Raw genomic sequence first — 17,051 nt, 5'->3', positions numbered from 1 at the left:
ATGACCCATTCACGCAGCAAATATGACTCCGGCTGTCCCGTCGCCTATGCGCTGGACATTTTCGGCGACCGGTGGAGCCTCCTGGTGATCCGCGACATGGCAGTGAAAGGCGCCCGGACCTATGGCGAGCTGCTGGCAGGCTGGGAGGGGATCTCCACCAACATCCTGGCGCAGCGGCTGAAGCAGCTGGAGCAGGCGGGCATTGTCACCAAGGAGAAGGACCCGGACAGCGGCCGCAGCTTTGTTTATGGGCTGACACAGAAAGGCCGTGACCTGGCGCCGGTGCTGATTGAAATTGCCCTGTGGAGCGGCCGCTACAACCCTGACCCGGATGCGTTGACGGGGTTCCTTGACAAAATCTCGGCGGACCGGACTGGAACCGAGGCCAGAATGCGCGCAGGCGAGCGGCCCTAAACCTCTGATCTAAAATCGTCTTTAACCCGCCTCCCACAGTCCCGGCGGGCGGCTCCACATATTTGTGGATTTTGTATCCATTATCCTGTATCTGATTCTCCACAACAACGAACCGACAGGAGGATCTCATGTTCAAATCGCTGGCCGCGGCTGCGGCGCTTGCCCTGGTGCCCTTGGCACCTGCCCTTGCGGATACGCTCGATGATGTAGTGGATCGCGGCACCCTGCGCTGCGGCGTGGTGCTGGATTTCCCGCCAATCGGCTACCGCGATGCCAATAACGAACCGGCAGGCTTTGACGTCGATTACTGCAACGATCTGGCGGCGGCGCTGGAAGTCGATGCCGAGATCCTGCCGGTGACATGGGCCGAACGCCTGCCGGCCATCGTGACAGGCCGTGCCGATGTGGTCTTTGGCGCCACCTCCGACAGCCTGGCGCGGGCGCGCACCGTCGGCTTCACTATCCCCTACGCGATCTATTTCGCCCAGGGCGTCGTGAATACCGAAAGCGGCATCGAGAGCTTTGAGGACATCAAGGGCAAGCGGGTGGCCGGCGCCATCGGCACCGTGCCGGAGCAGGAATGGCTGAAGATCGCCGCCGAATGGGGCGAGGAAGGCAACTATCAGGGCTACCAATCCGAGAACGAGGTGTTCCTGGCGGTGGCGCAGGGCAAGGCGGACATTGGCCTGACCACCAATACCGCGGTGCTGCCGGTGACCCAGCAGTATGAGACCCTGGCAGCCGGCCCGCGGATGCCCTGGACGACCGATTACACCTCGGTCGTGGGCAAGCGCGAGGATGTCACCTGGATCAACTTCCTGAACCTGTTTGTCACCCATCAGGTGCGGTCGGGCCGTTATGCCGAGCTGTGGGGCAAATACGTCGGCGGCGACGCGCCTGAGCTGCGCATCCCCGGCGTGCTGTACTGATCCAACGGTGAAACCCGCCCCTGCTGGCCGCGCTCTCCCGGCGGCTGGCAAGGGCTAGGGAGCATAACCCCACATGTTCGACTATAATTTTCACTGGCGGCCGGTGATGAAAAGCCTGCCGGACCTGCTGGAGGCGGCCTCCCTGACGCTTCAGGTGGCAGTGCTGGCGATGGTGCTTGGCATCGTGATCGGCCTCTGCCTGGCGCTGGCGCGGCTGCATCTGAAGGGGCCGGTCTACTGGTTCGCCACCGCCTGGGTGGAGCTGGCCCGCAACACGCCCGCGCTGTTCCAGCTGTTTTTCTTCGGCTTCGGCCTCGGCGCCTTCGGCCTGCATCTGTCGCCCTATCTGATCGTGCTGGCAGGTCTGACCTTCAACTGCGCGGGCTATCTGGCGGAAAACTTCCGCGGCGGCTTCAAGGCGGTGCCGGAGACCCAGATCCGCGCCTCCCGCAGCCTTGGCATGACACCCTGGCAGGCCTACAGCCGCGTGGTGATCCCGCAAGTGTTCCGCATCGTTTATCACCCGATCACCAACCAGATGGTCTGGGCGGTGCTGATGTCCTCTTTGGGGATGCTGGTGGGGTTCCGCGAGTTGTCGGGCGAGACCCAATTCTTCGCCTCCCGCACCTTCCGCATCTTTGAGTATTTTGCGGTCACGGCGGTGATCTACTACGCCATTGTCAAGGTGATCCTGCTCAGCTCGCGGCTGATGGCCGCCCGGCTGTTCCGGTACTGAGGGGGAGAGCCATGGAACCGACACTCAAGTTTTTCAGCGGCTTTGCCCCCAATGACCTGTGGTTCATGGGTGAGGCCGCGCTGCGAACGCTGTGGATTTCCGTCCTGTCGATCTCACTTGGCACGGTGCTGGGCACCCTTTTCGGCTGGATGCTGTACGAGGGGCGGCGCGCCGCAACCCTGACACTGGCACCGGTGCTGGACGTGTTCCGCTCGGTGCCGCTGATCATCCAGCTGGTGCTGTTTTACAACTTCGCCCCCATCGTCGGGCTGAACCTGGATCCCTTTGCCTCCGGCACCGTGATCCTGACCGTCTATACCGCGGCGCTGGTGGCCAATGTCGCCCGCGGCGGGATTGAGGCGGTGGGCGCCCCGATGCGCCGCGCCGCGCGCAGCCTCGGGCTTAGCTACTGGCAGGACCTGCGCCATGTGGTGCTGCCGATCGGCGGGCGGGCGGTGTTCCCGTCCTGGGTCGGCGTTGCCTTGGGGGTGATGAAGGACAGCGCGCTGGTTTCGGTGCTTGGCTATGTCGAACTGCTGAAAGCCAGCCAGATCCTTATCACCCGCACCCAGGAGCCGTTCCTGATCCTTGCCCTGGCCGGCGCCTTCTATTTCGCGCTGTCCTATCCAGTCTCCCGCTACGCCACACATCTCGAAAACAGGTGGGCCCAATGATTTCCATCCGCGACCTTCACAAGTATTTCGGCGCTCTGCACGTTCTGAAAGGCATCGACCTGGATGTGCAGAAAGGCGAGGTGCTCTCTGTCATCGGCGCCTCCGGCTCCGGCAAATCGACGCTGCTCTACTGCATCAACGGGCTGGAGAAGATCCAGGATGGCGCAGTCACCGTCGACGGCACCGATGTGCACGCCAAGGGCACCGACATCAACAAGCTGCGCCAGAAGCTGGGCATGGTGTTCCAGCAGTGGAATTCCTTTCCCCATCTGACGGCGCTGGAAAACGTGGCGCTGGCGCCGCGCATCGTCAAAGGCAAATCCAAGGCTGAGGCCCGCGAGATTGCTGCCAAACAGCTGCAGCACGTCGGTCTGGGCGAGAAGCTGGATGTCTACCCCAGCGCCCTGTCCGGCGGCCAGCAACAGCGTCTGGCGATTGCCCGCGCGCTGGCGATGGAGCCGGAGTACATGCTGTTTGACGAGGCGACCTCCGCCCTGGACCCGGAACTGGTGGGCGAGGTGCTGGATACCATGCGCCTGCTCGCCGACGAGGGCATGACAATGATCTGCGTCACCCATGAGATGGGCTTTGCCCGCGATGTCTCCGACCGGGTGGCCTTCTTCCATCAGGGCGTGATGGAGGAGATCGGCCCACCCGCCCAGATCTTCGGCGACGCCCGGTCCGAACACACCCGCAAATTCCTCGCCAACGTGCGCTGACCCCTTCCCCCGCAGGCTGCCGTGCCTCCCAGCGGCGGCCTGCCCCTAACTGGAGAAATTGGATAATGTCTACAAACGTCTTCACCGGCACCATGCCGGCCCTGATGACCCCCTGCAACCCGGACCGCACGCCGAACTTCGACGCGCTGGTCAAAAAAGGCGAAGAGATGATCGCCGCAGGCATGTCGGCGGTGGTCTACTGCGGCTCGATGGGCGACTGGCCGCTGCTGACAGATGAACAGCGGATGGAAGGCGTCGCCCGCCTCGCCGCCGCCGGGCTGCCGGTCGTCGTCGGCACCGGTGCGATCAACACCAAATCCGCTGTCGATCACGCCCGCCACGCGCAGGAGGTCGGCGCGGCCGGCCTGATGGTGATCCCGCGCGTGCTGTCCCGCGGCACCTCCGTTGCGGCGCAAAAGAACCACTTCAAGGCCATTCTGGACGCGGCTCCGGACGTGCCCGCGATCATCTACAACAGCCCCTATTACGGCTTTGCCACTCGCGCCGATCTGTTCTTTGCCCTGCGCGCGGAACACAAGAACCTGATCGGCTTCAAGGAGTTCGGCGGCAAAGACGACCTGCGCTATGCGGCTGAACACATCACCAGCCAGGACGATCAGGTGACGCTGATGGTCGGCGTCGACACCGAGGTCTACCACGGCTTCGTGAACTGCGGCGCCACCGGCTCGATCACCGGCATCGGCTGCGCCCTTCCGCGGGAAGCGCTGCTGCTGGCGCGCCTGTCCAAACTGGCGGCAGAGGGCAGCGCTGAGGCCCGTGTCCGCGCGCAGGAGCTGACCGATGCCATCCATGTGCTCTCGACATTCGACGAAGGCCCGGACCTGATCCTCTACTACAAGCACCTCCTGGTGCTGAACGGTGAAGAAGACTACCGCCTGCATTTCAACGAGACTGACGAGCTGTCGGACGCCCAGCGCAACTATTGCGAACAGCAGTACAAGCTGTTCCGCACCTGGTTCGCAGACTGGTCGGCGCAGGGCGGGATCATCGCCGAATGCATGTAGTCGACAGCCACACCGGCGGCGAGCCGACGCGCGTGATCCTGGAGGGCGGTCCCGATCTGGGCACCGGCCCGCTGGCAGAGCGCGTGCGGCGGCTGGCAGAGGACCACATGGGCTTCTGCCACGCCGTGATGCGCGAGCCGCGCGGCCAGCCCGCCATGGTCGGCGCGCTGCTGGTGCAGCCCACCGATCCCACCTGCGCCGCTGGCGTCATCTATTTTGATGCCGATGCAGTGCTGGGCATGTGCGGCCACGGCACCATCGGGCTGGCGGTGACGCTGGCCCATCTGGGCCTGATCACCCCCGGCAGCCACCGCATCGAGACCCCCGTCGGCGTGGTGACGGTGCTGCTGGAGGATGCCAATACCGTCACCGTCACCAACATCGAAAGCCGCCGCGTCACCGCGGCGGCCAATGTCACCCTGCCGGACGGCAGCACAGTGACGGGCGACGTCGCCTATGGTGGCAACTGGTTCTTCATTGTCGAACCCAGCCCGCTGCCCTTGCGAACAGAGAACATCCGTACCCTGACCGATCACGCCATCGCCATCCGCACCGCCGCTAACGCCCAAGGGGTGGGCGGCGAGAAGGGCGAGCCGATCGACCATGTGATCTTTCAGGACCCCTCCCCCCGCGCCGGCATCCACAGCCGCAACTTCGTGCTGTGCCCGGACGACACCTACGACCGCTCTCCCTGCGGCACCGGCAGCTCTGCCCGGCTGGCTTGTCTGGCCGCCTCCGGACGGCTGCAGCCGGGTGAGGAGATCATCCAGGAAAGCATCATCGGCTCCCCTTACCGGCTGTCCTATCAGCCGGGGCCGGGCGGCGGGGTGATCCCAACCCTCAGCGGGCAGGCTTTTGTGATGGGCGAGGGCAAGCTGTTCTTCAGCCCTGATGATCCCTTCCGCGGCGGCATCTCCAGCAGCGGGGAAGCCGCCGCCTGAACATCTTTAACCAAGGCCCGGGACAGAAACCCGGGCCGCATTCCAGCAGAAGAGAGGTCCATAACATGAAATTCACATCCGCAATCGCCGCGGGCTTCAGCCTGGCCCTGGCCACCGCCGCCGGTGCGGCAGAGGTCGAATGGAAAATGACAGCCGCAGTCGGCGAAGGCTCGTTCCTCTACCAGAACTTCATGGAACGTTTTGCCGGCAACGTCGAAACCCTGACGCAAGGAAGGGTGGAGATCCAGCCGTTCGGCGCAGGCGTTCTGGTGCCTGCCTTCAAGGCACACGAGGCGGTGCAGGAAGGCATCGTCGAGGCCGGCCACTCCACCCCCTCTTATCTGGTCAACCAGGACCCGACCAACGCGATCTTTGCCTCCTTCCCCGGCGGCATGTCGCCGGAGGCCACCCTGCACTGGATCTACGAGGGCGGCGGCGAGAAGATGCTGCAGGAATTCCGCCGCGAGGAGATGGGGCTGCACAGCCTGGTCGTCGGCATCGGCACCTCTGAAGTGATGGCCCACTCCAATGTCGAGATCAAAACCGTCGAGGATCTGAAGGGCGTGAAATACCGCACCTCCGGCGCCTTTGCCGCGGTGATGAAGGACGACTTCGGCGGCGTGCCCACCGTGGTGCCCGGCAACGAGATCTACACCCTGCTGCAGCGCAAGGGCGTGGACGCCATCGAATGGTCCACCCCCGGTGCCAACTTCTCCGAAGGCTTCCACGAGGTCGCGCCCTACATGATCATGCCCGGCGTGCATCAGCCGTCCTTTCTGTGGGAGGTGTTCGTCAAGGCTGAGACCTGGGACGCGCTGCCCGAAGACCTGCAGGGGCTGATCGAAGCCTCCGCGCGCCTGTCGACCTATGAGGGCTACACCCGCTTTGGCGATGCCGACATCAAGGCGATGGCCGACTACCGCAAGACCAAGGTGCAGATGGTCCAGATGGAGCACGCAGAATCCGAGAAGCTGCGCGAGGCTGGACGCAACTGGGCGCGGGCGCGGGCCGCGGAACTGTCCGAGGGAGGCAATGCCCGGATGCAGGAGGTTCTGGACAGCTACCTCGCCTACCAGGCCAGCTGGGCTGAAAACTCCGTCTACCTGGTGCGTGACGCCGCCGAATGACCCTATGCGCGGGCCGGGATCTCCGGCCTGCGCCTCCCTGCCCGGAGGTTTCCATGCATTTTTTCAGAACCGGCGTTGAAGGGCTGTCAGCCCTCTTCGGCGCGGTTGGCCAGCTGACCATCCTCGCCATGATTGCAGCCATGCTTTACGAGGTCGCCGCCCGCTACGTCTTTGGCGCGCCGACGCTCTGGGCCTTTGACATTTCCTACATGCTGAACGGCTCCATCGTGTTCCTGGGCGCGGCTTATTCGCTGCGCAAGGAGGCGCATGTGCGGATCGACTTCCTGTCGCAGAAATTCCCGCTGCGGGTTCAGCAGCTGCTGAATGCCGCGGTCTATGCGCTGCTGATGGCGCCGATCACCGGCGCACTGACCTGGGTCGCCGCCTCCAAGGCGCTGAAGGCGTTTCAGACCGGCGAGGTGGAAACCGTCAGCCCCTGGGCACCCCTGATGTGGCCGTTCTACGCCGTGATTGCCCTCGGCCTCTTTGCTTTCTGCCTGCAGTTCCTGCTGGAGGCGCTCCTTTACTTGCGCGGCGAGAAGATCCCGGGGCAAACCCCCGATGATCATCACAGCACGCCGGAGAGCTGATTTATGATCCCCCTTCTGATGTTTGCGGCGCTTTTCGCGCTGGTCTTTGCCGGCATCCCGGTGGCCTTTTCAATGATGATCGTGGCGGTTGCCTTTGGCTATTCCGTCTTTGGCGACATGCTGTTCCTGCAGCTTTACGGCCCACTGTTGCACACCGCCTCCAACTTCGTTCTGGCAGCGATCCCGCTGTTCATCTTCATGGGCGCGGTGCTGGAACGCTCCGGCATTGCCAAGCGGCTGTTCTATGCCCTGCAAATCTGGCTGGGCGGGCTGCCCGGAGGGCTGGCGCTGTCGACCATCGCCATGTGCGCGATCTTCGCCGCCGCCTCCGGCGTTGTCGGCGCGGTGGAAATCGTCGTGGGCCTGATGGCAATCCCCGCCATGCGCGCCGCGGGCTACAAGAACGACCTGATTGCCGGCACCATCTGCGCAGGCGGCTCGCTGGGCACCATCATCCCGCCCTCGGTGATCGTCGTGGTCTATGCCTCCATCGCGCAGCTGTCGATCGGGCAGCTGTTTGCCGCCTCGATCCTGCCCGGTGTGCTGATGGTGGTGTTCTTCGTCGGCTACGTTCTGCTGCGCAGCCTGCGCCGCCCTGAGGACGCGCCGGTGCTGCCGCCGGAGGGCCGCGCCATGCCGATGGGGCAGAAGCTGAAGATCACCGTCACCGCGCTGGTGCCGCCCTTGCTGCTGATTGCCATGGTGCTTGGTTCGCTGCTGGCCGGTGCCGCGTCGGCAACCGAGGCCGCCGCGGTGGGTGCTGCCGGCACGCTGGTGCTGACACTCCTGTTCCGCGAACTCACTTTCACCATGCTGCGCGAGGCGCTGGGGGTCACCCTGCGCATCACCGCGATGATCATGCTGATCGTGGCGGGCGGCACCATGTTCACCTCGATCTTTGCTGTCACCGGCGGCGGCGGGCTGGTGCGCGATACGGTGGAGGTCATCGGCTACGGCAATGCAGGCCTGATTACCTTCCTGCTCCTGGTGGTGTTCTTTGCGGGCTTCGTGCTGGACTGGGTGTCGATCGTGCTGATCTTCGTGCCGATCTTTGCGCCACTGGTGCGCAGTGCCGGCATCGATCCGGTGTGGTTCGCAATGCTGGTGCTGGTGGTGATCCAGACCTCCTACCTGACGCCGCCGATGGCACCCTCGATCTTCTACCTGCGTTCCATTGCCCCCAAGGACATGACCTATGGCCACATGTACCGCGGCGTGCTGCCCTTTGTGGCCGCACAAGGCCTGGTGCTGGCGGCGCTCCTCCTGGTGCCGGAGCTGGCCACCTGGCTGCCCTCCCTTCTGGTTGGCCTGTAACGGAGCCTCTCATGACCACTGAAACCACAGACGATATCCTCGTCATTGGCGCCGGCATCATCGGCCTCAGCGCCGCGCTGGAGCTGCAGAAACAGGGCTGCCGCGTGCGCATCCTCGACCGCACCGGCGTCGCGGCTGAAGCCTCGGCCGCCAGCGCCGGAGCCTTCGCCTTTACCGACATCGTGCCACTTGCAACGCCCGGCATCATGCGCAAGGCACCGAAATGGCTGCTGGATCCGCTGGGCCCCCTGTCGGTGCCGCCTGCCTATGCGCTGCAGATCGCGCCCTGGATGCTGCGGTTCTGGCGCGCCAGCTGGCGCAGCCGCTACCAGGCGGCGCTGCAGGCGCAGGTGCTGCTGATGGCACATTCTCGCGCCGCACTGGAACGCCAGATTGCCGATGTAGAGGGCGAGCCGCTGATGCAGCGCGAGGGGCAGATGCAGCTCTACGAGGGCGACACCGCCTTCCGCGCCGCCCTGCCCGGCTGGCAGCTGCGGCGCGAGCATGGCATCCGCTTCGACCTGCTGCGCAGCCCGGAGGCGATTGCCGAGGTTCAGCCCGGCCTGGCGCCGCGCTTCACCCATGCCGCCTTCACCCCCGACTGGATGAACACGGTGAACCCCAAGACCTGGGCGGAGCATCTGGCGCAGACCTTTGTGGACCGCGGCGGCCGCATAGACACCGCTGAAGTCAACGCCCTGCGCAGCGAAGGCGGGCAAACCGTGGCGCAGACCAAGGACGGCCCGGTCCCCGCGGCGCAGATCGTGGTGGCCTGCGGGGCCTGGTCGCACCATCTGGCCCGCACCCTGGGCGAAAACATCCCGCTGGAGACCGAACGCGGCTACAACACCACCCTGCCCCCCGGTGCCTTTGGCCTGAAGACCCACCTGACCTTCCCGGCGCATGGGTTCGTTGTCACCAAGATCGACGGCGGCGTGCGGGTTGGCGGCGCTGTAGAACTCGGCGGGCTGAAACTGCCGCCGAACTACCGCCGTGCTGACATCCTGCTGCAGAAGGCCAAGCACTTCCTGCCGGACCTCGACACCGCTGGCGGCACCCAGTGGATGGGCTTCCGGCCCTCGATGCCCGACAGCCTGCCGGTGATCAGCCGCTCCGCCCGCGCGGATGGCGTGATCTATGCCTTCGGCCACGGCCATCTGGGCCTGACCCAGGCCGCCGGCACCGCTGAGCTGGTAGCGGCGCTGGCCGCAAACATCCCCGCCGCGCTGCCGGTGCAGCCCTATTCCGCCACCCGTTTTTGACCTGCCCCAGAAAGGACCCGCACCATGAAGATCACCCAGCTCACCGTCTATCAGGTTGATCTGCCGCTGAAGGAAGGCCGCTACAGCTGGTCGAACGGCAATTATGTTGATGTCTTCGACAGCACCGTGCTGGAAATCACCACCGACGAGGGGCTGACGGGTTATGCCGAGTGCTGCCCGCTGGGCTCCGCCTACCTGCCCTCCTTCGCCCGCGGCGTGCGCGCTGGTCTGGCCGAACTGGCACCGCATCTCATTGGGCAGGACCCGCTGAATATCGGCGGCATCAACCGCACTATGGACGCCGCCCTGCGCGGCCACCCCTATGCCAAGGCACCGGTCGACATCGCCTGCTGGGACATCCTGGGCAAGGCCACCGGCCAGCCGGTTTACACCCTGCTGGGCGGCGCCGCGCAGGAGAATGTGGTGCTCTACCGCGCCATCAGCCAGGAGGCCCCGGACATCATGGCCCGCAAGATCGAGGGTTATGCCGCCGAAGGCTACACCAAGTTCCAGCTCAAGGTCGGCGGCGAGGCCAACGACGATATCGACCGCATCCATGCCACCCGTGCGGTGCTGAAGAAGTCCGACCTGCTGGTGGCCGACGCCAACACCGGCTGGACCCGGCACGAGGCGGCGCGGGTGGTGGGCGCCATCGCGGGCCTCGACGTCTATGTGGAACAGCCTTGCCTCACCTACGAGGAAAGCGTCTCAATCCGCCGCCGCACCGCGCTGCCCTTTGTGATGGACGAGGTGATCGACACCCCCAACACGCTGGTGCGCGGCATTGCCGAGGACGCGATGGACGTGATCAACCTCAAGATCTCCAAGGTCGGCGGCCTGAGCAAAGCTAGGCTGATGCGCGACCTTTGCGTGGCGCATGGCATTCCGATGACCATCGAGGACACCTGGGGCGGCGACATCACCACCGCCGCCATCGCCCATCTGGCCCGCTCCACCCCGGCGGAGTTCACCTTCTCTGCCACCGACTTCAACAGCTATGGCACCGTTGACATTGCCAGCGGCGCGCCCAAGCGTGTGAACGGGCGGATGACCGCCTCCGATGAACCCGGCCTGGGGATCACCCCGATCTTCGAGGCTCTGGGCGAACCGGTTGCCCGCTATTCCTGAGGAGGCCTGCGGATGCGCAGCAGCAAGACCATCCATGTGATTTCCGCCCATGCAGAGGGTGAGGTGGGCGACGTGATCGTTGGCGGCGTCGCACCGCCGCCGGGCGACACCCTGTGGGAACAGCGCGCCTTCATCGACCGCGACCAGACCCTGCGGAACTTCGTCCTGAATGAACCCCGCGGCGGCGTGTTCCGCCATGTGAACCTCTTGGTGCCGCCCACGCACCCGGAGGCCGACATGGGCTTCATCATCATGGAGCCGGAATACACCCCGCCAATGTCCGGCTCCAACTCGATCTGCGTCTCCACCGTGCTCTTGGACGGGGGCATCCTGCCGATGCAGGAGCCGGAAACCCGTCTGGTGCTGGAGGCCCCCGGCGGGCTGGTGCGGGTGCGCGCCGAATGCAGGGGTGGCAAGGCAGAGCGAATCTTCGTGCAGAATGTCCCAAGCTTCGCCGGTGAGATCGGCGCGGCGCTGGAGGTGCCGGGCATTGGCACGCTGACCGTAGACACCGCCTACGGCGGCGACAGTTTCGTGGTGGTGCAGGCCGCCGATCTGGGGCTGGAGATCACAGAGGCAAACGCCAAGCAGATCGCCCAACTCGGCACCCGCATCCTGCAGGCCGCCAACGCGCAGCTGGGCTTCGCCCACCCGGAGAACCCGGACTGGAACCACATCTCTTTCTGCGCTTTCTGCGGCCCGCTGGAGGAGAAGGAAACCGGCCTCAGCAGCCGCTCTGCCGTCGCCATCCAGCCGGGCAAGGTCGACCGCTCCCCCACCGGCACCGCGGTCTCCGCCCGCATGGCACTGATGCTGGCCAAGGGGCAGATGACGCCGGACCAGACCTTTGAGGCCGTGTCCATCATCGGCTCCCGCTTCACCGGGCGGATCGTGGAGCAAACTACGGTGGCGGGGCGCGCGGCAATCGTGCCGGAACTCAGCGGCCGCGGCTGGATCACCGGCATCCACCAGCACATGCTGGACCCGGACGACCCCTGGCCCGGCGGCTACCGCCTCAGCGACACCTGGGGCGCCTGACGGCCCGGGTTTTGGATACAAAAACCGCGCGCCGAACAGCAGCGCCCGTTGCCCGCTTTAAACCGGCCCAATTGCTTGAAGAAACGGGGCAGACCCTCTAGCGTATCCAAAATACGAACAACTGATTTCACGAGGCCCCCATGGCAGGCAAACGCGCCGTTACCCGCAGCTCCCTTCCCGAGGTGATTGCCAACGACCTGCGCGAACGCATCCTCAGCGGCGAGCTGGCAGAGGGCGAAACCATCAGGCAGGAAGCGCTGGCAGAGGAATACGCGGTCTCCCGCATGCCGATCCGCGAGGCGCTGAAACGGCTGGACGCCGAAGGCCTGGTGCAGTTCACCAACAACCGCGGCGCCTCCGTCACCAAGCATTCACTGCGTGAAATCGCGGAGATCTTCGACCTGCGCATCCTGCTGGAAGTGGACCTGTTCCGCCGCGCGATCCCCGCCATGACCACCGAGGACTTCGCGCGCTGCACCCGGATCCTCAAGGACATGGACGCGTCTTACGATGCCAATGACGTGGCCAAATGGGGCGCGCTCAATCACAAATACCACTCGGCGCTCTATGCCGCTGCGGACCGCAAGCTGACCAACGAGGTGCTGCAGGGCATCAGCCTGCATTGCGACCGCTTCATCCGGATGCACCTCAGCGTGATGAAACAGCGCGAGCCTGCCAAGAAAGAGCACCACGACCTCTTGGACCTGGCCCAGGCCCGCGATGTGGAGGGCGCCTGCGCCGCGCTGACCCATCACATCTCCCGCACCAAGGAGGAACTGCTGTCGCTGGTCGCCGAACACCGCGCCACGGCCGACAGCTAACCCGCCCTATTTCAGCTTCTGACACGTGAACCGCCCGGTTTTCTCCGGTCAGCATCTTGCACAATTCGCATTTTGTATCCATTATCCTGTATCAAGATTCACTGACCCCACGAGACAGAGGCCCGCCCATGTTCACACCGCACGGAAACCACCTGATCGCTGGCGCCTGGGTGCCCGGCGGCACCCGCTTCCCCTCCGCCCCCGCCAGCGGTGCCAGCCACGACTTCTCCGTTGGCCGCGTCAGAGACGTCAACGCGGCAGTAGAGGCGGCAGAGGACGCTTTTGCCAGCTACGGCAGCACCAGCCGGGCAGAGCGCGCCGCCTTCCTCCACGCCATCGCCGATGAGATCGAGGCCCGCGCGGAAGACATCACCGCCATCGGCACCCAGGAAACCGGCCTGCCCGAGGCCCGCCTGCAGGGCGAGCGCGGCCGCACCACGGGCCAGCTGCGCATCTTTGCCGAGCATATCCTGAAGAGCGATTACCTCGACCGCCGCTATGACGCCGCCCTGCCGGACCGCGCGCCCCTGCCCCGGCCCGACATGCGCATGATGCAGCGCCCGCTGGGGCCGGTCGCGGTCTTCGGCGCCTCCAACTTCCCGCTCGCCTTCTCCACCGCCGGCGGCGACACCGCCGCGGCGCTGGCCGCGGGCTGCCCGGTCGTGGTCAAGGGCCACAGCGCCCATCCCGGCACCGGCGAAATCGTCGCCGAAGCGATCCTGGCCGCGATCACCAGATGCGGCCTCCACCCCGGCGTCTTCAGCCTGATCCAGGGCGGCAACCGCGAGGTCGGCGCGGCGCTGGTCCAGCACCCGCTGATCAAGGCCGTGGGCTTCACCGGCTCCCTCGCAGGCGGCCGCGCCCTCTTTGACCTCTGCGCTGCCCGCCCCGAGCCGATCCCCTTCTTCGGCGAGCTGGGATCCGTGAACCCGATGTTCATCCTCACCGCCGCCCTCGCCAATCGCGGCGCGGAAATCGCCACCGGCTGGGCCGCCTCGCTGACCATGGGCGCGGGCCAGTTCTGCACCAACCCCGGCATCGCGGTGCTGCGCGCAGGCGCCGAAGCCGAGCTTTTCATCGACACCGCCACCGCCGCCCTGTCAGCGGTCGCCCCCCAGACCATGCTGACCGAGGGCATCGCCAGCGCCTACCAGGACGGCCAGCGCCGCGTCGCCGCCACCGCGGGCGTGCGCGAGCTGCTGACCACCAGCTGCAACACCCGCACCGCCGCGCCCTACCTCTATGTGACCGAAGCCCGCACCTGGCTCGATAACGAGATCCTGGCCGAGGAGGTCTTTGGCCCGCTGGGTCTGGTGATCACCGCCGACAGCGACGCCGAGATGCTGGAGATCGCCCGCGCGCTGCAGGGCCAGCTGACCTGCACCCTGCATCTGGACGAAGCTGACACTGCCCAAGGCCAGACCCTGCTGCCGGTGCTGGAGCGCAAGGCCGGCCGGGTGCTGGCCAACGGCTTCCCCACCGGGGTTGAGGTCAGCGACACCATGGTCCACGGCGGCCCCTACCCGGCCTCCACCAACTTCGGCGCGACGTCTGTGGGCACCCTGTCCATCCGCCGCTTCCTGCGCCCGGTGTGCTACCAGAACATCCCGGAGGCATTGCTGCCGGAGGATTTGCGGGAGGGGTGAGGGGGCGGTTTTGAGGCGACAGCTGCCCTGAGAAATGCAGAAGGCCCCGGAGGTGATCCGGGGCTTTAGTTTTACAAATCAACCCCAAGCTGAGAGGCTGGGTTCTGGGAACAATATCGGCATTGTTAGTTGCGCTGAGCTACCATTCAACCATGATGGAGAATACGGAATACCCTTACACGAATTTCAGCCGCTGAGTTTTCCTGAATGAAAGACCGTCTACGCAAAATCCTAGCACTACAAGACACTCCAGTTCTAAAAGCCGCTCGACTGATGCAAGCCTCTGCGCTCCCAGTCGAGTACCAATCCATCATCGACCAGCTGGGCGAAACTGTATCTGTACCGGGCATATCCACTGATAACGACCTTGCAAAAGTGAAGCTACTTGAGCAATCGGTAGGTCTAGCAGGAGTATTGGATCTTGCCCTTGCAGAGCCCAATGAATCTCTTTCCAAACTAGTTGCAAGTTTGGCTGGTACCGGCATCGCCTCGGAAGCGAATCTAGAGCAGCTAAGATTGAATGCTCCTAAGATTGGCTTGTTGGACACCCTTGACAGATATGACCTTAAGGCAGACTATTTTCGGCGCTTCGCGTTGGGTATTACTATACCCGAACAGTTAGAAAGCCTCAACTTTGGCTCAATAACAGCCCTGGCGGAAATTCAGGGCATCGGGAACCTTGTGAACACGCTTCCCAGTTTCGATGAAGACCTCGCCCAAGTTCTACGAGTTGATCTTGGTGATTGGCGTCAACCTCTGAAAGTCGATTTTAAAGCTCTTCTCGACCCAATTATCCGCACTGAATTTTATGTCTCGCAAGGACTTGCGCGGGAGTTAGTTGAGCTACCCGAAACCACCTTCAGAAGCGGAATGAGTTCAGCCGGTCTCAATTATGTAGAGGAAGTATCTGAAGAGGAGAGCAGCGAAACTACCGAAGACGATTTTCAAAGGACAAACGAGGCGCATAACCAACTAATGCGGTTTGAGTATGAACTGCGTCAATTTGTCTTCAATTTGATGACCAATGCCCACGGCACCAACTGGGTGAAGCAGCGAGTACCCGGAGAAATTCTCGGCAAGTGGAAGCAAAAGAAGCGCTCTGACACTACAGAAAGAGCGACCTCGCAGCCACTGATTGCTTATGCGGAATTAGGCGACTTGAGCTACCCCCTGAATTTCGGACACTGACGTAAGCTACGATTTGCTGTCTGTTGATCTTCGACGCAGAGGAGATCAGAGATGTCGAAACGGAAGAACCATTCGCCTGAGTTCAAGGCCAAGGTCGCACTTGAGGCTTTGAAGGGCGAGCGGACTGTTGCAGAGCTGGCAAGCCAATTTGGCGTTCATCCGACGATGATCCACAGCTGGAAGCGGGCGCTCCTGGAGGGCGCGTCCGGCGTGTTCGAGCNAAGGCCAAGGTCGCACTTGAGGCTTTGAAGGGCGAGCGGACTGTTGCAGAGCTGGCAAGCCAATTTGGCGTTCATCCGACGATGATCCACAGCTGGAAGCGGGCGCTCCTGGAGGGCGCGTCCGGCGTGTTCGAGCGTGGCGGCAAGAAAACCCCGGAGATTGACGAAGAACAGGTCAAAGAGCTGCACGCTAAGATTGGGGAGCTGGCCGTTGCCAACGATTTTTTGTCACGAAAGCTCAAACCGTGGATCGGCAAGTGAGGCGGAAAATGATCGAGCCTGCCAATGCCAATCTGCCCATTGGCAAGCAGTGCAAGCTGCTGTCGATCTCGCGGTCGTCGTTCTATTATCAACCCAAAGGCGAGACGGCTCTGAACCTGATGCTGATGCGTCGGATCGACGAACAGTTCCTGGAAACGCCGTTCTTCGGTGTGCGGCAGATGACTTGGCATCTGCGCAATGAGGGKCATTTGGTGAACGAAAAGCGGATCAGGCGGCTGATGAGGGTGATGGGGCTCATGCGCGTCGGATCGACGAACAGTTCCTGGAAACGCCGTTCTTCGGTGTGCGGCAGATGACTTGGCATCTGCGCAATGAGGGGCATTTGGTGAACGAAAAGCGGATCAGGCGGCTGATGAGGGTGATGGGGCTCATGCCGATCTACCAGAAGCCCAACACCAGCAAGGCAGCGAAGGGACACAAGACCTACCCCTATCTGCTGCGTGGTCTGCGGGTGGGGCGCCCGAACCAGGTCTGGGCGGCAGACATCACCTATCTGCCAATGCGCAAGGGGTTCCTGTATCTGGTGGCGATCATTGACTGGCACACCCGCAAGGTGCTGGCCTGGCGCATCTCGAACACGCTGGAAGCGGACTTCTGTGTCGAGGCGCTGAACGAGGCCATCCACAAGTTCGGCCCGCCCGAGATCATGAATACAGATCAGGGCAGCCAGTTCACGTCCTTCGCCTGGACGGACAGGCTGCGGCGATCCGGTGTGCGCATCTCGATGGATGGCAAAGGCCGGTTCCGCGATAACATCTTCGTGGAGCGGCTCTGGCGGAGTCTGAAATACGAGTGCGTCTACCTGCACGCTTGGGAGACTGGATCAGAGGCGAAGGCGGGCGTCGGCAGATGGATCGAGTTCTATAATCGAAAACGCCCACATTCCGCCCTTGGCGGCAAGCCTCCTGCCATGGTCTATTGGCTGAGAAAAGACGAAACCCAACCTGGTCAGCAGCGGCAGAGAGTAGCTTAAATTACGCCAGATCCTGTCCAACG

The 17,051-nt window shown here is 63.8% G+C and carries 17 protein-coding genes and 3 pseudogenes; all 20 read left to right on the top strand.

Going from position 1 to position 17,051, the window contains the following annotated elements:
• Window positions 1–414 (top strand): winged helix-turn-helix transcriptional regulator, encoded by a 414-nt coding sequence (locus tag A9D60_RS15595; protein ID WP_065268449.1) that lies wholly within the window; start codon window positions 1–3, stop codon window positions 412–414.
• Between the two features lie 128 nt (window positions 415–542).
• On the top strand, window positions 543–1,343 hold the full coding sequence (locus A9D60_RS15590) for a transporter substrate-binding domain-containing protein (protein ID WP_039148525.1): 801 nt from the start codon (window positions 543–545) through the stop codon (window positions 1,341–1,343).
• Window positions 1,344–1,416: 73 nt separating this feature from the next.
• Window positions 1,417–2,079 carry an amino acid ABC transporter permease gene (locus A9D60_RS15585; RefSeq protein WP_065268448.1) on the top strand — a complete coding sequence of 221 codons (663 nt, stop codon included), beginning with the start codon at window positions 1,417–1,419 and terminating at the stop codon, window positions 2,077–2,079.
• An 11-nt stretch (window positions 2,080–2,090) separates the two neighbouring features.
• Complete coding sequence (locus tag A9D60_RS15580; protein ID WP_019298488.1) at window positions 2,091–2,753, top strand: amino acid ABC transporter permease; 663 nt, start codon at window positions 2,091–2,093, stop codon at window positions 2,751–2,753.
• On the top strand, window positions 2,750–3,472 hold the full coding sequence (locus A9D60_RS15575) for an amino acid ABC transporter ATP-binding protein (RefSeq protein WP_065268447.1): 723 nt from the start codon (window positions 2,750–2,752) through the stop codon (window positions 3,470–3,472). Before A9D60_RS15580 ends, A9D60_RS15575 begins: the two co-directional genes overlap by 4 nt.
• A 65-nt stretch (window positions 3,473–3,537) precedes the next feature.
• The gene (locus tag A9D60_RS15570) at window positions 3,538–4,497 is read left to right on the top strand and encodes a dihydrodipicolinate synthase family protein (protein ID WP_065268446.1); all 960 of its coding nucleotides are present in this window, start codon (window positions 3,538–3,540) and stop codon (window positions 4,495–4,497) included.
• On the top strand, window positions 4,488–5,438 hold the full coding sequence (locus tag A9D60_RS15565) for a 4-hydroxyproline epimerase (RefSeq protein ID WP_065268445.1): 951 nt from the start codon (window positions 4,488–4,490) through the stop codon (window positions 5,436–5,438). The genes A9D60_RS15570 and A9D60_RS15565 overlap by 10 nt, the downstream gene beginning before the upstream one ends.
• A gap of 65 nt (window positions 5,439–5,503) precedes the next feature.
• Entirely contained in the window at window positions 5,504–6,565 is a 1,062-nt protein-coding gene (gene dctP, locus A9D60_RS15560) for a TRAP transporter substrate-binding protein DctP (RefSeq protein WP_065268444.1), read from the top strand.
• 53 nt (window positions 6,566–6,618) lie between these two features.
• Window positions 6,619–7,155, top strand: a complete 537-nt coding sequence (locus tag A9D60_RS15555) for a TRAP transporter small permease subunit (RefSeq protein ID WP_065268443.1) — start codon at window positions 6,619–6,621, stop codon at window positions 7,153–7,155.
• Between the two features lie 3 nt (window positions 7,156–7,158).
• Complete coding sequence (locus A9D60_RS15550; RefSeq protein ID WP_065268442.1) at window positions 7,159–8,469, top strand: TRAP transporter large permease; 1,311 nt, start codon at window positions 7,159–7,161, stop codon at window positions 8,467–8,469.
• 11 nt (window positions 8,470–8,480) lie between these two features.
• Window positions 8,481–9,731 carry an NAD(P)/FAD-dependent oxidoreductase gene (locus A9D60_RS15545; protein WP_065268441.1) on the top strand — a complete coding sequence of 417 codons (1,251 nt, stop codon included), beginning with the start codon at window positions 8,481–8,483 and terminating at the stop codon, window positions 9,729–9,731.
• A gap of 24 nt (window positions 9,732–9,755) precedes the next feature.
• Window positions 9,756–10,859, top strand: a complete 1,104-nt coding sequence (locus A9D60_RS15540) for a cis-3-hydroxy-L-proline dehydratase (protein ID WP_065268440.1) — start codon at window positions 9,756–9,758, stop codon at window positions 10,857–10,859.
• Between the two features lie 12 nt (window positions 10,860–10,871).
• Window positions 10,872–11,897 (top strand): trans-3-hydroxy-L-proline dehydratase, encoded by a 1,026-nt coding sequence (locus A9D60_RS15535; protein WP_065268439.1) that lies wholly within the window; start codon window positions 10,872–10,874, stop codon window positions 11,895–11,897.
• A gap of 140 nt (window positions 11,898–12,037) precedes the next feature.
• A complete protein-coding gene (locus tag A9D60_RS15530; RefSeq protein WP_065268438.1) occupies window positions 12,038–12,718 on the top strand; it encodes a GntR family transcriptional regulator in 681 nt (226 codons plus the stop codon).
• Window positions 12,719–12,846: 128 nt separating this feature from the next.
• Window positions 12,847–14,364: an aldehyde dehydrogenase (NADP(+)) gene (locus tag A9D60_RS15525; protein WP_065268437.1), complete on the top strand. Its 1,518-nt coding sequence runs from the start codon at window positions 12,847–12,849 to the stop codon at window positions 14,362–14,364.
• A gap of 207 nt (window positions 14,365–14,571) precedes the next feature.
• On the top strand, window positions 14,572–15,552 hold the full coding sequence (locus tag A9D60_RS15520) for a hypothetical protein (protein WP_141117941.1): 981 nt from the start codon (window positions 14,572–14,574) through the stop codon (window positions 15,550–15,552).
• 51 nt (window positions 15,553–15,603) lie between these two features.
• Window positions 15,604–15,772 (top strand): annotated as a pseudogene (locus A9D60_RS15515) (transposase); the annotation flags it as partial.
• 1 nt (window position 15,773) lies between these two features.
• Window positions 15,774–16,034 (top strand): helix-turn-helix domain-containing protein (locus A9D60_RS26145; RefSeq protein ID WP_175392971.1); only part of this gene is annotated, 261 nt, incomplete at its 5' end.
• Between the two features lie 8 nt (window positions 16,035–16,042).
• Window positions 16,043–16,234, top strand: a pseudogene (locus tag A9D60_RS27475) (IS3 family transposase); the annotation flags it as partial.
• A 51-nt stretch (window positions 16,235–16,285) separates the two neighbouring features.
• Window positions 16,286–17,028 (top strand): annotated as a pseudogene (locus tag A9D60_RS15505) (IS3 family transposase); the annotation flags it as partial.
• Between the last annotated feature and the right edge of the window lie 23 nt (window positions 17,029–17,051).

Source organism: Leisingera sp. JC1 (genome assembly GCF_001679925.1).
Taxonomy (GTDB): Bacteria; Pseudomonadota; Alphaproteobacteria; order Rhodobacterales; family Rhodobacteraceae; genus Leisingera.
This window is presented reverse-complemented; position numbering and strand designations above follow the sequence as displayed.